This window comes from Vibrio sp. SCSIO 43140, assembly GCF_023716585.1.
Classification (GTDB): Bacteria; Pseudomonadota; Gammaproteobacteria; order Enterobacterales; family Vibrionaceae; genus Vibrio; species Vibrio maritimus_B.
Genome location: NZ_CP071850.1, coordinates 708,645 through 724,330 on the forward strand (window position 1 = coordinate 708,645; position 15,686 = coordinate 724,330).

The 15,686-nt window shown below is 47.4% G+C and carries 12 protein-coding genes; 5 read left to right on the top strand and 7 right to left on the bottom strand.

The window, feature by feature from the left end:
• Positions 1-37: 37 nt before the first annotated feature.
• Complete coding sequence (locus J4N45_RS03435) at positions 38-925, top strand: LysR family transcriptional regulator (protein WP_234494405.1); 888 nt, start codon at positions 38-40, stop codon at positions 923-925.
• Positions 915-1,457 (top strand): tRNA adenosine(34) deaminase TadA, encoded by a 543-nt coding sequence (tadA, locus tag J4N45_RS03440; protein WP_252013670.1) that lies wholly within the window; start codon positions 915-917, stop codon positions 1,455-1,457. Before J4N45_RS03435 ends, tadA begins: the two co-directional genes overlap by 11 nt.
• Before the next feature lie 146 nt (positions 1,458-1,603).
• Here tadA and J4N45_RS03445 read toward each other — a convergent pair whose 3' ends face one another.
• Together J4N45_RS03445 and mltF are read right to left on the bottom strand one after the other, a co-directional pair.
• Complete coding sequence (locus tag J4N45_RS03445; protein ID WP_197058801.1) at positions 1,604-1,741, bottom strand: hypothetical protein; 138 nt, start codon at positions 1,739-1,741, stop codon at positions 1,604-1,606.
• A 305-nt stretch (positions 1,742-2,046) separates the two neighbouring features.
• Positions 2,047-3,621 carry a membrane-bound lytic murein transglycosylase MltF gene (gene mltF / locus J4N45_RS03450; RefSeq protein WP_234494403.1) on the bottom strand — a complete coding sequence of 525 codons (1,575 nt, stop codon included), beginning with the start codon at positions 3,619-3,621 and terminating at the stop codon, positions 2,047-2,049.
• A 296-nt stretch (positions 3,622-3,917) separates the two neighbouring features.
• Between mltF and purL the strand changes: the two genes are divergently transcribed.
• Both purL and J4N45_RS03460 read left to right on the top strand, forming a co-directional pair.
• Entirely contained in the window at positions 3,918-7,832 is a 3,915-nt protein-coding gene (purL, locus tag J4N45_RS03455) for a phosphoribosylformylglycinamidine synthase (protein ID WP_252013671.1), read from the top strand.
• A 193-nt stretch (positions 7,833-8,025) separates the two neighbouring features.
• On the top strand, positions 8,026-8,283 hold the full coding sequence (locus tag J4N45_RS03460; RefSeq protein WP_042476333.1) for a DUF3622 domain-containing protein: 258 nt from the start codon (positions 8,026-8,028) through the stop codon (positions 8,281-8,283).
• A 61-nt stretch (positions 8,284-8,344) separates the two neighbouring features.
• Here J4N45_RS03460 and J4N45_RS03465 read toward each other — a convergent pair whose 3' ends face one another.
• The 4 genes from J4N45_RS03465 to tsaA form a co-directional block, all read right to left on the bottom strand.
• Positions 8,345-8,983 (bottom strand): tellurite resistance TerB family protein, encoded by a 639-nt coding sequence (locus tag J4N45_RS03465; protein ID WP_252014648.1) that lies wholly within the window; start codon positions 8,981-8,983, stop codon positions 8,345-8,347.
• Positions 8,984-9,185: 202 nt separating this feature from the next.
• Positions 9,186-10,241: a glycosyltransferase family 9 protein gene (locus J4N45_RS03470; RefSeq protein ID WP_252013672.1), complete on the bottom strand. Its 1,056-nt coding sequence runs from the start codon at positions 10,239-10,241 to the stop codon at positions 9,186-9,188.
• A 292-nt stretch (positions 10,242-10,533) separates the two neighbouring features.
• Positions 10,534-12,249 carry a proline--tRNA ligase gene (locus J4N45_RS03475; protein WP_252013673.1) on the bottom strand — a complete coding sequence of 572 codons (1,716 nt, stop codon included), beginning with the start codon at positions 12,247-12,249 and terminating at the stop codon, positions 10,534-10,536.
• A 148-nt stretch (positions 12,250-12,397) separates the two neighbouring features.
• On the bottom strand, positions 12,398-13,096 hold the full coding sequence (gene tsaA, locus J4N45_RS03480; protein WP_252013674.1) for a tRNA (N6-threonylcarbamoyladenosine(37)-N6)-methyltransferase TrmO: 699 nt from the start codon (positions 13,094-13,096) through the stop codon (positions 12,398-12,400).
• Between the two features lie 368 nt (positions 13,097-13,464).
• On the opposite strand from tsaA, the gene J4N45_RS03485 reads away from it, so the two are divergent.
• On the top strand, positions 13,465-15,051 hold the full coding sequence (locus J4N45_RS03485) for an AbgT family transporter (RefSeq protein ID WP_234494396.1): 1,587 nt from the start codon (positions 13,465-13,467) through the stop codon (positions 15,049-15,051).
• A gap of 86 nt (positions 15,052-15,137) precedes the next feature.
• Here the strand turns inward: J4N45_RS03485 and J4N45_RS03490 are convergent, their stop codons facing one another.
• Positions 15,138-15,521 carry a DUF3461 family protein gene (locus tag J4N45_RS03490; RefSeq protein WP_234494395.1) on the bottom strand — a complete coding sequence of 128 codons (384 nt, stop codon included), beginning with the start codon at positions 15,519-15,521 and terminating at the stop codon, positions 15,138-15,140.
• Between the last annotated feature and the right edge of the window lie 165 nt (positions 15,522-15,686).

Consider the following 15,686-nt stretch of genomic DNA (forward strand, 5'->3'; position numbering starts at 1 on the left):
ATACACTATTACTGATTTGTAATAGTGAGATTGGTCTATGGCGAACTGGGAAGGTATTAATGAGTTTGTTGCGGTCGTAGAGACGCAGAGTTTTACGGCCGCAGCAGAGCGACTGTCGACCTCTGTTGCCAATATCAGCCGCAGAGTCACGGCGTTAGAAGACAAGTTAGCGGTGAAGTTGTTCGTTCGCACGACCAGAAAGGTCTCGGTCACAGAGGTTGGAGCAACCTATTATCAGCACTGTAAGCCACTTGTAGAAGGGCTCATGTTAGCGGAGCTCGCTATCACACAGCTGCAAGCCAGTCCTACTGGGCGGATTAAGATGACCGCGCCAGTCACCTTTGGAGAGCAGGTGTTGGCTCCGCTGATGCATGAGTTTCTACTGCAGTACCCTCAGATTGAGTTGGATTTGGTGTTATCTAACCAAAAGATGGATCTGGTTCAAGAGGGTTATGATCTTGCGGTAAGGCTAGGCAAGCTTGATGACTCTAGTATGATGGCGCGCAAACTGTTGGATCGACATATGTTCGTTTGTGCAAGTCCAGACTATCTGGCCAAGCACGGTGAGCCTCATACACTTTCGGAATTAAAACGCCATCAGTGCCTTCGCGGGTCAACCAAATACTGGCGGTTTGAAGACAAAGGGGCAGAAAGACTGATTCATGTTGATGGCAGGGTGCAATGCAATAGCGGCTACGCTCTGGTTGATGCCGCACTAAAAGGATTGGGAATTGTGCAGCTTCCCGACTATTATGTGCAGCCTTATTTGGAGACGGGTGAGCTGGTGGAAGTATTAACACCATACCGTGGGGATCAAGAGGGTATCTGGGCACTCTATCCTCAAAACCGCATGCTAACGTCTAAAATAAGAACCTTGATCGACTATTTATCTGAAGCATTAAACCGAGAGCCTCATGACCGATAAACCAACATCGCCAGCGACTACGACAGAACACGTTTTCAGCGAACAAGACTATGCCTTCATGCAACGTGCAATGGAGCTTGCCTCTCACGCAGAGCAAGAGGGAGAAGTCCCCGTCGGAGCGGTGCTTGTCAAAGATGGTGAAGTGGTCGCTGAAGGATGGAATCAGTCTATTGGTGCTCACGATGCCAGCGCGCACGCCGAAATGCAGGTGATACGCAAAGCTGGACAAGTGTTAGAAAACTATCGACTGCTTGATACCACGTTGTATGTCACCCTGGAGCCTTGCCCTATGTGCGCAGGAGCCTTGCTGCACAGCCGAGTAAAGCGGGTGGTGTTTGGTGCGCCAGATTTAAAAGCAGGAGCAGCTGGCACAGTGCTCAATCTATTTGAGAGTCAAGCGTCTTATCATTATGCCGATTTAGAATCAGGGCTGATGGAGCAAGAGTGCCGTCATCAGTTGCAAGCATTCTTTAAGCGCCGCCGCAAAGAGATTAAAGCGGCAAAACAAGCCAGGCGTTCAGAATCAGAATAGCACCTAGATTAAAAACAGCGTCTAGAGTTGGAATAGCACCCAGAATTGAAATAGATAGAATTTTGAAGATTGGTGTAACTAGGTAGGATATTTAGCAAACATCTGCATCGCAGATGCTTGCTGTCTTTGCTGTTGCTGCTCGCTATCTATGAAGATAGAAGCTGCATAAACGCGCGATGACGCCAAATAACTTTCTTCTTATTGTTAGCCATCTTACGTTTGCGGCGGTTTGCTGCCACCGTCTTATTAAGGTGTTTAGATTGCTTTCGTTTCCTTGCAAGCATAAAACTACCTCCTTTCACTACTGGTAAACCTCTCCGATCTAACTCTATACGCTTAATGACGTACTAGATGTCCTTATCAATGGATCGATGTCGGAGTCCAACACACACTTTTTCTACTCTTGACTAGAGCCGCTGAAAAAGTATGCACAGTTTGTGGATGGTACGGACGTACCTGCCAGATGAGAAAAGTCGAGGGATCAGGACGATCGTCTCCTCTAGTCTCAAACAGTAATGTAAGGGCTCAGTGGTCGGATTTCAAGTGTGCGAAGTGAACTAGATTTCGCACACTTGAAAGAGAGTGATAGTTAGCGACCTGTATTGCCACCAACGGCGGGTATTTCTGTAGATTGCGCGGCACTGATGGTTGCCTCTGCGCTAGAAACCGCGCCTGACACAGGTGGTAGCGGTGGAATCACGATCAAGTCTTCGGTACTGAGTTCTTCCTCAGCTTGCGCAGCGAGCTGTTTATCGACATGACCAATGATGCTTTGATAGTAACGACGAATGTTTTCCACGTAGTTGCGGGCTTCATCGCCTCGCGCGTAGCCATAGCGAGTCTGACTGTAAAACTTCTTTTGGCGCAGCAGCGGTAAACGATCTTTCACATCCGCCCACGCATCTGGATCGCCACCTTGGCGTTTTGTCAGGCGTCTTGCATCCATCATGTGGCCGAAACCAACATTGTAGGAAGCGAGGGCAAACCAGATTTTTTCGTGCTCACTGATTGAGTCAGGCACGCGATCAACAATTCGGCGTAGGTATTCCACACCACCACGCACAGACTGTTCAGGGTCGAGTCGATTGGTCACGTTAACGCTTTTGGCAGTCGGTAATGTCAGCATCATCATCCCGCGTACACCGGTTGGTGATTTTGCGACTGGATTCCAATGTGACTCTTGGTACGCCAAAGCGGCAATCAAACGCCAGTCAAACTCTTTGGAGTACTTTTTAAATAGTGGTGACCATTTAGGTAGCTTACTATCGAGCGCTCGGATAAAGGCGCGGGTATCCACATAATCAAATACGCCGATATGACCTAGATACTTTTCTTCTAGGTTTGCTAGATCCCCTGTCTGTTTAAGTTGCCCAAAGAACTCAATAAGCAAGGCATACAGGCTTTCATCTTCTGATTTACGCATGTACCAAGAGATTGGCTGATCTTCAGTCATCTCAAAGGCGAGGGCCAGGTCGGGATAGATGCGCTGTGACAGAGAAAGCTCAACAGAGTCCGCCATGGTGAATTTCAGTTTACCCTCGGAGACTTGTTTCAGCAGGTCGTTGACGTCAGCATTCGCGTCGATGTAATAGCGGATCTCTGGATGTTCTTCGGTCACCGTTGCCATGGTCTTTTCAAAGTGTGAGTCTTTGACAATCGCAAACACCTCTTCACCATCAGCTTGATCGATTAACTCTTGCTGGTTGTTGAGGAGTTGCTCAAGGTTACGCGGACGCCACTGGCCTTTCTTATAGACGACCTGTTGACTGACATAGTAGTAAGCGGGCCCAGCGCGAAAGCCTTGAATGCGCTCTGGAGACTGACTAAGTCCAGCCGCAATAATATCGATCTCACCCTTTTGCAGAGCAGGGAATAGGCTTGCTTGACGATAAGCAGGTTTCATCTCTAAACGAACGCCCAATGCGTCTGCAAACTGTCTGGCTAATTCATAATCGAGGCCAGTAGGACCATCAGGACCGATATAGTAAGAGAGCTGATTATTGAGTGTACCTACGCGAAGTACACCGCGTTCTTTGATGTTTTCGAGTTCACTTTTTGGATCAGAATCGATTTGGCAGCCAGCCAACCCGATTGAGAAAAGGCATACAGATAGCAATTTTAACCAGCGACGATTAGGCCAGCGAGCAGCAGAAAGACTTTGCATTAATTCATAGATCTCACAACGTTAGTGCTGTCTTTATACCAAAGCTGAGGTCCTTGGCAAAGCGAGATAGCAGAAACACCCGAGAGTGGTCACTTTATCACCGATCTCTAGCGTATTTCGGCAAAACAAAAAAAAATGACGAAAACGTTTGCGCCAACGCTTACGTCACAAAAAAAAATCCTCTATAATACCGCCGCATCAAGGTAGGAGAAATCGTTATAAGTTCAGTTTTTACTATTAACTGATTGAATTTATAAGAATTTCACCTAAATCAACTGCATAAGAGACCTAAGCACATGAGAATTTTGCGTGGTTCCCCAGCTCTTTCTGAGTTTCGTGTTAACAAGCTACTAGAGCTTTGTCGTGAACTAAACCTACCAGTAACAGGTATTTACGCTGAGTTTGCCCACTTTGCCGACCTAACGGCAGACCTGGATGAGTCTGAAGTTGAAAAATTAGAGAAGTTGCTGACTTACGGTCCAACTATCGAAGAGCACGAGCCAACTGGCACACTGCTACTAGTGACACCTCGCCCTGGTACTATCTCGCCATGGTCTTCTAAATCTACGGATATTGCGAACAACTGTGGCCTAGACAAAGTGACTCGTCTAGAGCGCGGTACTGCTTACTATGTAGAGACATCAAGCGAACTGACTGAGCTTCAACTTGTTGAGCTTAAAGCCGTGATCCACGACCGCATGATGGAAGTGGTTTTCTCTGACTTCGAATCAGCGGCAGCGCTGTTCCAAGTCGCAGAGCCAGCACCGGTTGCTGATGTTGATCTATTAACTGGCGGTCGCAAAGCACTAGAAGAAGCGAACGTGACGCTTGGTCTTGCACTTGCAGAAGATGAAATTGATTACCTAGTTGAAAGCTTTGTGACTAAGCTAGAGCGCAACCCAACAGACATCGAGCTGATGATGTTTGCACAGGCGAACTCTGAGCACTGTCGTCACAAGATCTTCAACGCAGATTGGACTATCGACGGCGTTAAGCAAGACAAATCGCTGTTCAAGATGATCAAAAACACATTCGAAACGACACCTGAGCACGTTCTGTCTGCTTACAAAGATAATGCAGCGGTTATGGAAGGCTCTGAAGTAGGTCGCTTCTTCCCAGATCCAAAAACACGTCAATACGGCTACAACCACGAGAAAGCGCACATCCTAATGAAGGTGGAAACACACAACCACCCAACAGCGATTTCTCCATGGCCGGGTGCATCGACAGGTAGTGGCGGTGAAATTCGTGATGAAGGCGCAACAGGTATTGGCGGTAAGCCAAAAGCAGGTCTTGTTGGTTTCACAACGTCTAACCTTCGCATTCCTGGCTTCGAACAGCCTTGGGAAACCGACTTTGGTAAGCCAGGCCGTATCGTTAACGCCCTAGATATCATGCTAGAAGGTCCACTAGGTGGCGCGGCATTTAACAACGAATTTGGTCGTCCAAACCTACTAGGTTACTTCCGTACTTACGAAGAGAAGGTTACGTCTCACGCAGGTGAAGAAGTGCGTGGTTACCACAAGCCAATCATGATTGCTGGTGGTATGGGTAACATCCGTGACGAGCACGTTCAGAAGAAAGAGATCCCAGTAGGTGCAAGCCTAATCGTACTTGGTGGTCCTGCAATGAACATCGGTCTTGGCGGCGGCGCAGCGTCTTCTATGGCGTCTGGTCAGTCTGCAGAAGACCTAGACTTTGCTTCAGTGCAGCGTGAAAACCCAGAGATGGAGCGCCGCTGTCAAGAAGTGATCGACCGCTGCTGGCAGCTAGGTGAAGACAACCCAATCGCATTTATCCACGATGTGGGTGCGGGCGGTATCTCAAACGCACTTCCTGAGCTTGTTGATGACGGTGAACGCGGCGGTATCTTCCAGCTACGCGACGTACCAAACGATGAGCCAGGCATGAGCCCACTTGAGATCTGGTGTAACGAATCTCAAGAGCGCTATGTAATGGCGGTAGCGCCAGAGAACATGGAAGCATTCGATGCTATCTGTAAGCGTGAGCGCGCACCATACGCAGTAGTAGGTGTGGCAACAGAAGAGCGTGAACTGAAACTTGAAGATTCACACTTCGACAACACGCCAATCGACATGCCGATGGACATCCTTCTTGGCAAAACGCCGAAGATGCACCGTGACGCGAAAACACTGAAAGTAGACAGCCCTGCGATCTCTCGTGAAGGCATTGAAATGAACGATGCGGTTGACCGCGTTCTTCGTCTACCAACAGTTGCAGAGAAAACATTCCTAATCACCATCGGTGACCGCACGGTTACAGGTCTTGTTGCTCGTGACCAGATGGTTGGCCCTTGGCAGGTACCGGTAGCAAACTGCGCCGTAACGGCAGCGAGCTACGATACTTACCACGGAGAAGCGATGTCTATGGGTGAGCGCACACCAGTTGCTCTTCTAGACTTTGGCGCTTCTGCTCGTCTAGCGGTAGGTGAGTCTCTGACTAACATCGCAGCGACAGACATCGGTGATATTAAGCGTATTAAGCTATCAGCTAACTGGATGTCTCCAGCAGGTCACCCAGGTGAAGATGCAGGTCTTTACGAAGCGGTGAAAGCGGTAGGTGAAGAGCTATGTCCAGCACTGGGTCTAACGATTCCAGTAGGTAAAGACTCAATGTCGATGAAGACTAAGTGGAACGAGAACGGTGAAGACAAAGAAGTCACGTCGCCACTTTCACTGGTTATCACTGCATTTGGTCGTGTGGAAGACGTTCGTAAGACGGTTACGCCGCAGCTTCGCACTGACAAAGGCGAATCGTCACTGGTTCTTGTTGACCTTGGTAACGGCAAAAACCGTCTAGGTGCAACGGCATTGGCACAGGTTTACAAGCAGCTTGGTGATAAGCCAGCAGACGTCGATAACGCAGAGCAGCTAAAAGGCTTCTTCGATGCGATGCAAACCCTTGTTCGTGATGACAAGCTAGTGGCTTACCACGATAAAGGCGATGGCGGTCTATTCGTCACGCTTGCTGAAATGGCATTTGCAGGTCACTGTGGCGTGAAAGCAGACATCGCAGGCCTGTCTTCTTCAGAGAACGGCGAAGATACTCTTGCAGCACTATTTAACGAAGAGCTAGGTGCGGTTGTTCAGGTTAAGAATGACGACCTAGAAGCAGTGAAGGCGGTTCTAGCGGCGAACGGCCTAGAAGCATGCTCTCACGTAATCGGCAGCGTTGAAGCGTCTGACGACTTCGTTATCACCTCTGGTGATGCGGTTGTTATTGAGCGCTCTCGTACAGAGCTACGTACTATCTGGGCGGAAACTACGCACAAGATGCAGTCTCTACGTGACAACTCTGCGTGTGCAGACCAAGAGCACGAAGCGAAGAAAGACAACTCTGACCCAGGTCTAAACGTGAAACTGAGCTTCGACGTTAAAGAAGACGTTGCAGCGCCATACATCGCAACGGGTGCTAAGCCTAAGATGGCAATTCTTCGTGAGCAAGGTGTTAACTCTCACGTTGAAATGGCAGCAGCGTTTGACCGTGCTGGCTTTGAAGCAACAGACATCCACATGAGCGACATCCTGACGGGCCAAGCAGTTCTAGAAGAATACCAAGGCCTTGTGGCTTGTGGTGGTTTCTCTTACGGTGACGTTTTAGGTGCGGGTGAAGGTTGGGCGAAGTCTATCCTGTTCAACGACCAGGCGCGTGACCAGTTCCAGAGCTTCTTCCACCGCGAAGACACCTTCTCACTAGGTGTGTGTAACGGCTGTCAGATGCTATCGAACCTAAAAGAGCTGATCCCAGGAGCAGACCTATGGCCACGCTTCGTTCGTAACGAATCTGAGCGTTTTGAAGCTCGCTTTAGCCTAGTAGAAGTTCAGAAGTCTGACTCTATCTTCTTCGATGGCATGGAAGGTTCTCGTATGCCAATCGCAGTTTCTCACGGTGAAGGCCGCGTAGAGGTTCGCGACACTGACCACCTAAATGCGATTGAAGCTTCAGGTACGGTAGCAGTGCGTTACGTTGATAACAACGGTAACCCAACGCAGCAGTATCCAAACAACCCGAACGGTTCGCCAAACGCAATCACAGGTCTAACGACTCGTGACGGTCGTGTGACTATCATGATGCCGCACCCAGAGCGTGTATTCCGTACGGTTGCTAACTCTTGGGCGCCAGAGTCTTGGGGTGAAGACAGTGCTTGGATGCGCATGTTCCGCAACGCTCGCGTGAACGTTGGTAAGTAATCGACCAAGGCAACTGCCTCAAAGGTTACAACCCAATAGTTAATGAAGTCCTCAGTGGAAACACTGGGGACTTTTTCTTATAAAAACTCTGAGCGTCAGCGCTCGATTTGTGTTCTAATACCGCGCTGGCTTAGGGATGGCCAGCATTACATTGCTGGAATATCCCTTAACAAAGTCTTTAGGAAATACATAAATGTCTGAAAATAAAAAATTTACTTTCCGTCTAACGGAAAAGCGTAACGGCTGGTCTGCAGAGATCATTCGTCAAGTGACTTCTCGTCGCACGGTTGTGTCTAAGCGTGAGATGGGCTTTGAGAGCCAAGAGTTGGCTCAAGCGTGGGCGGAGAAAGAGCTCGCTGGTTTTATCGAAAACCAAGCAAAGCGCAATGAGCGTAAAGCGGAAGCACGCGCAGCGAAAGCAGCAGCGGCAGCAGCAGAAAACGAAGAGTAATCTCGTTCGCTCTGATGGTGGTTCCTAGGGCAAACCCTAGGAACGCATTATCGATTCAATACTACTGACTTACCTGAGCGTTTAGTTGCTCGACCAACCCATCCTCTAACCCAAGCCGGGTTGCCAACTCTTTCAAATACGCCTTTTCCATAAAATTCTGCTCATCGGCGACTAACAGGCTTGCTAAATAGATTTCCGTTGCGTGCTCTGGTGATACCGCAAGTCGAGCAATTTCGGCCGGATCAAGTGGCTTAGCTATCTCAGCTTGAATCAATTGCCGAACAGAACTGTCGGCATTAATTTGTGTTAATGCTTGCTCAATCTTGGCCATTTCTTGTTCATCAATATGACCATCGGCTTTAGCCGCTGCAATCATGGCTTTGAGCACTGATTCATCATGTTGACTAGATTGAGAAAAGTTTGCTGGTGACGATAACGTTGGGTCGGAGTCTGATGGCTGGTTGTTATCTTTGTTGTAGTCGTTATACAGCTTGTATGCGAGTGCGCCAAGGGCGGCAGCACCACCGACGCCAAGGGCAGTTTTACCCATCTTCTTGGTTTTCTTAGAGCCCATAAGCATACCAAGCAATCCACCACCCACGGCGCCAGCACCGAAAGCACCAAGTGTCTTCTTGTCACCTAATGTCTGACCGATACTTGACGATGATTGGCTCGCTTTCTGCGTGGCTTGACTGACTATATCGGAACTAAGGGCTTGATTAAGTTAAGCTTTTAAGTTCATATCTTTCTCCTCGGTCCTATCGGGCTACTCGGGTATAGAGTCATAGTAAGAGAGTGAAGATGAACAGAATATGAAGAAGAGTTGGGGAATAGCACCTTTATTAGGTGCTATTCAGATTGGATTGACCAAGAGAGTTTTAAAAGGTACTCATGCGAGTCTCTTATAGAGCCTCAACTAGTTCATTATGTCCTTTGCTTGGCGTGTTGAAATCAGTGATGTTGACACTCTGAGCACCAATGACACCGAATGTGCGAGGATCGGTCTTATTATACAGACCGTAGCACTTCACATCTGCTGCGTCGGCTAAGTGCAGAGGACCGGTATCACAGCAAATAAAGCCATCAGTATTTTTCAGAAAACTAGCCAAGATACGCATGTTTTTATTTGAGTAAGTGGCATAGTCTGGCTTTAGAGGCGATGTGATATCTGGGCTAAGGATCTCTACCCATTTAATTGGGCGTTCCGATTCTTGTTCAAACTTATTTAGAATATCTGTCCATTCAGCATTAGAGAGCTGCTTGGCTCCGCGGGCTCCACGGAAAAATGCACAAACTCTATCCTCACCGGAATACAACCCCGCCATTGCGTCTTGCCCTGCTGTAATTTCTTCTTGGCTAAGCTCAATCTGATGAGCAACTGGCAAGATAAGCGTATTACCGAGAGCCTTGATGAGGTACAAGCTTGTCAGCGCGGTATGGTGAAGGTCATCGTCTTTTTGGAAGGTATGAGTAAAGGCAACATCACTTCCAAGGTGGTGCTCGGCAACTTTGTTTTTACTTGCCAACACAGAAACAAGAACTGCATCACCCGTTGAGCGATAAGGCGCAACAATTAGGTCGTAGTCGTTTTTTCTTAATGTGAATACCGACTTTAAACAGCTGACGATTTCTTTAAATGAAAAGTGAGAATAGACAATCTCATCAACGCCCATATTGGCAAAAACCTCGCCTTGCCAAGGTTGATTTAGCATCAGAGTGAGCTTTGCATCTGGATACTGGGCGCGCATTTGACGCATAAATGGTATCAGGAAGTACATGTTACCGATGCGCTTGTTGTTGCGAACAATCAGAATCGATTTCACATCCGGCTTTTCGACTAAGGCTTTTTGGCTTAGGCGGTTATTGTTGATCAATCGATAAAGCGTTGGCTCTAGGTTTGACATCCAGCCACGACGCCAATGATCGAACTGTCTTAAGCGAGTTTTTAAAGCTTTCATTCTGAAATAGGTCTGATATGGGAAAATTGACAATAAAATTGCAGAAAGAATATCGTTTATGGATGGATTTGTCAGCATTTTTCATGCCGTTGTATGGCTTGTGTATATAGGTGTAATTAAGTGTATTTATAGGTTTTTTCGAGCGCGGATGGATTCTGTGTAAATGCACGAGTGAATTTAACGGTTATAAGCGAGATGAATGAGGAAGGGGAAACAGTACATAGAGTTTCTGTAGGAAAAGAAAGAGGCCGCAAAGCGGCCTCTTAAACTAGCAAGATGAAGCACGTAGTTATTAAGCTAATTGAGCCTTAACATGTGCGACGATGTCATCGATAGCCACTGGCGTTTTGTCACCAGTGCGACGGTTCTTGTATTCAAAGTTGCCTTCATCCATGCTGCGGTCACCAATAACCACAGTATGAGGAACACCAACAAGCTCCATATCAGAGAACATCACACCTGGACGCTCTTTACGATCGTCAAATAGTACTTCGATACCCGCTGCAGCCAATTCTGAGTATAGCTTCTCTGCTGCTTCTTTAACGCGCTCAGACTTGTGCATGTTCATTGGTACGATCGCAACCTGGAATGGTGCGATAGCGTCAGGCCAGATGATGCCGTACTTGTCGTTGTTCTGTTCGATAGCGGCTGCTACCACACGAGAAACACCGATACCGTAACAACCCATCTCTAGGATAACGTTCTTACCGTCAGGACCAAGCACGCCACAGTTCATCTTCTCTGAGTAGTTCGTACCAAGTTGGAAGATGTGACCCACTTCGATACCACGCTTAAGCAGGATAGTACCTTGACCACATGGGCTTGGATCGCCTTCAACAACGTTGCGTAGGTCTTCTACTTTACCAAGCTCAACGTCACGACCCCAGTTGATGCCAAAGTAGTGTTTGTCATCAATGTTAGCGCCAGCGCCAAAGTCGCTCATTACTGCAACCGAGCGGTCAACAATAAATGGTAGCTCAAGACCAACAGGGCCTAGTGAACCTGGACCTGCACCAATCGCTGCGCGAATTTCTTCTTCTGTAGCCATCTCAAGAGGAGAGGCAACTTCAGCAATTTTCTCTGCTTTGATTTCGTTAAGTTCGTGGTCACCACGGATGATAAGGCCAACAAGCGGCGCTTCGATTTCATCAGATGCCTTAACAAATAGCGTCTTAACTGTTTTCTCGATTGGTAGATCGAACTGCTCAACAAGCTCAGCAATGGTTTTCGCATTTGGCGTATCAACCATTGTCATCTCTTGAGTTGGAGCGGCAAGCTCTGCAGCAGGTGCCAATGCTTCTGCTTTTTCGATGTTTGCAGCGTAGTCAGACTCAGAAGAGAAGGCGATTAGGTCTTCCCCGCTTTCTGCCAATACGTGGAACTCGTGTGAGCCGTTACCACCGATAGCACCGGTATCAGCCAGTACTGGGCGGTAATCTAGACCCATGCGGTCAAACGCTTTGCAGTAAGCATCGTGCATCGCTTCGTAAGACTTCTCTAAGCCTTCTTTGTCGATGTCAAAGCTGTATGCATCCATCATTGAGAATTCACGTGCACGCATCACACCAAAACGTGGGCGGCGCTCATCACGGAATTTAGTTTGGATTTGGTACAGGTTCAGTGGTAGCTGCTTGTACGAGTTTACCTCGTTACGCACAAGGCTAGTGATCACTTCTTCTGCTGTTGGGCTAAGTACAAACGGACGCTCATGACGGTCAGTGAAGCGAAGAAGCTCATCGCCCATCTTTTCAGATCGGCCTGTCTCTTCCCATAGTTCAAACGGCTGCACTACGGGCATCAAAGTCTCAACTGCACCTGCATTATCGATCTCTTGGCGAACGATGTTTTCGACTTTACGCAGAACACGTAGACCCGTAGGTAGCCAAGTGTATAGACCTGAAGCTAGCTTACGAATCATACCTGCACGCAGCATGAGCTGGTGACTTACAACTTCTGCGTCGTTTGGTGTCTCCTTCAGAGTAGAAAGAAGATAGTTACTGGTACGCATTTATGGGTATCCGTTCATCATGTTGATAGTAAATTCGGGCAGAGATGCCCAAATTGAGTTAAGCCGCTTATGATATCAGCCAAATGGCTTTCTACCAAATGACTTTCTACCAAATGATTTTCATCGATATACACTCAGGATTCAGTGTTCAGAGGGCTTCAATCGCGGTGACGACGATATGATCGCTCAGTGCTTTGAACTTTACGTTCCAGTCAAACAATCTCACGCCATACTCTTTGTCATCAAGCTTGCCTTTTTTATAGGCTGGCCTTGGGTCTTGCGCCAGCACCTCACGGATGATTTGCTGCTTGTGTTGACCCTCTGACGTTTGTGATAAAGCCTCGAGCGCAGAGTCTGAGAATATCACCTCAGTCGCTTCCGGCTGGGATTCCGCGTATCCCCCTTTTGCATTGGTGACGGAATCGGAATAGGGGATGTAAGGTTTGATATCAATAATAGGGGTGCCATCAACCAAATCGACACTGCCGACATCAATAAACACCTGCTGACCTTTCTGTCTTACCCCTCGAAACTCAACTGCAGACATTCCGATTCCATTAGGGCGAAAGGTCGCGCGACTTGCTAGTACACCGATGCGTTCGTTGCCGCCGAGACGCGGCGGTCTGACCGTTGGTTTCCAGCCTGCCTCGAGATTTTGGTCAAACAGAAATAAAAGCCATAGATGCGAAAACTGTTCAAGGCCCCTAACCGCCTCTAAGCAATTTATATCGCCCTGTAAGGCGATGGAAGCGGTGGCACTTGGCACTAATCTGGGCTGTCTTGGTACGGCAAACTTCTCTTTGTAGGGAGAGTGAATGGTGCCAATCGGGTGCAGAGAGTAGCTCATTTACTGAGTCCTAGTTCACATTATTCAATATTCATCATTTCAGAAGCGACGTTTTTTTTCAATTGATGATCGTTTGAGCTTTTTTTAGCCCTAATTGCTTGTGAGTTGGTAAAAAAGATGAATATGTCACAAGAATGTTATAGGTTATTTTATATTTAGATCAATATAAGTCATTGTATAGTTGCTAACATAATGGATGAAAATTGCGCAAGATTTACAATTGGCAACATTTTGGGCTTTTATTATTGAGCTGGCTCACGTACCCTGCGCCTGCTTTTTACAAAGTTGTCAGAACTAAGACCGATGAGTGTCATCTGCATTACAAGACTTTGTTAACAGCTAGGACAATATAAAAAAGGAGGGGACAGATGAGTTCATCTGCCACATTGAAACACAACAAGCCAAAAAAGCCTCTATTTACCCGTTTTCTTGACGGCGTTGAGTACTTGGGGAACCTATTACCCCACCCAATCACATTATTTGCGATTTTCTGTCTAGCGATTCTTGTCATGTCTGGCATCGCTGGATACTTCGACGTTGCTGTTGCTGATCCTCGCCCTGAAGGTGCAGCCGGCCGTGCCGCGAACGGTATGATCGAAGTAGTGAGTCTTCTTAATGCTGAAGGCTTGCAGTTAATTGTTACCAACCTAGTTACAAACTTTACTGGTTTTGCACCGCTTGGCACGGTATTGGTTGCCATGCTTGGTGTCGCGATCGCTGAGCACTCAGGTATGCTTTCAGCGGCGATGCGTGGTCTGGTTATGGGCGCGTCTAAGCGCATGGTAACAGTGACAGTCGTATTCGCTGGTATCATTTCTAACACAGCTTCAGAGCTTGGTTACGTCGTACTTATTCCGTTGGCAGCGATGCTGTTCCACTCTTTAGGACGTCACCCTCTAGCAGGTCTTGCTGCTGCGTTTGCTGGTGTATCTGGTGGTTACTCTGCAAACTTACTTATCGGTACGGTTGACCCACTGCTTTCAGGTATCACTGAAACAGCGGCGCAAATGATTGACCCAACGTACACGGTAGGTCCAGAGTCGAACTGGTACTTCATGTTTATTTCGACGTTCTTCATTGCGATTACCGGTGCATTTGTAACTGAGAAAATCGTTGAGCCAAAACTTGGCAAATACAACGATGAAGAAGCGGCTGAAGACCTGTCGAACGACAGCATGGGCTCTCTGACTGCGGTTGAGAAGAAAGGCCTGAAAATGGCGGGTATTGCGGTTCTACTAGTGAGCGCAATTATTGCATCAACAGTTGTTCCAGAGAACGGCGTTCTGCGTACTGCTGACGGTCAAGTTGCGGGCTCTCCATTCCTTAAGAGTATCGTAGCCTTCATCTTTGTATTCTTCGCAATCCCTGGCTTTGTTTACGGTAAAGTAACGGGCTCAATGAAGAATGACCGCGATGTGATTGATGCAATGTCGAAGTCTATGTCTTCGATGGGCATGTACATTGTGCTGGTGTTCTTTGCAGCTCAATTTGTTGCCTTCTTTAAGTGGACTAACTTCGGTCAAGTATTCGCAGTAGCAGGCGCAGACTTCCTACAGACTATCGGTCTAACAGGTCCTGCACTGTTCTTCGCATTTATCCTAATGTGTGGCTTCATCAACCTGATGATTGGCTCGGCATCGGCGCAGTGGGCGGTAACCGCACCTATCTTCGTACCTATGCTAATGCTAGTGGGTTACGCTCCTGAAACTATTCAGGCGGCTTACCGTATCGGTGACTCAACGACGAACATCATCACACCAATGATGAGCTACTTCGGCCTTATTCTTGCAGTAGCGACTCGTTACATGAAGAACCTAGGTATTGGTACGCTGATCGCGACCATGCTGCCTTACTCAATTTGCTTTATCGTAGGTTGGAGTATTCTGTTCTACGTATGGGTATTCCTGTTTGGTCTTCCTGTAGGCCCAGGTGCTGCGACGTACTACGTTCCATAACGCCAGTACGCCTAAGATTTTATCTCAATTATCGATATGAAAAATGCTCCCAAATGGGAGCATTTTTTTTGAGTTCGGAATGGTCGCTATTTGAGTTTTTCTAAGTCTGCTTCAATTTCAGCAATCTTACTCGACACGACTTTCTCTAGATGACGTAAATCGGAAAGAATCTTCTGTTTGACGTCGACTTCTGTTGCTTCGATAGGCTTGGTCAGACGGTTTAGTTCATCTATGACTAGGGTAAGGTTACGATTAATTTCAGTGACTTCTTTGTAGTTTTGGCTACTGCTATTGGTGCGAACGCTCTTAACTTGCCTTGGATATTTGAATTTGACACTTTTCGCAAACAGCTCACCTTTTTGCTTACGAAAGTAGATTTTCAACACATCCTTATGCGCTTCTTGGCGTAGGGAATAACGCTCGATTTGTTTAGGATCTTGGATGCCTAACCCTGTGAGGTTTGGGTACATAGATGACCTCTTTGGTTGTGTGTTTCTTTTACAACTGTAGCAGGCAATGTAAGGGGTAGATAGCTGATTTGAGGACAGTTTAGGGATAATTGTGGAGGAGATCGCCTAAATAGCGATCTCCTTTATGGTAACTAGCTAGAGGTGGCAAATAACCTGAATTTATTC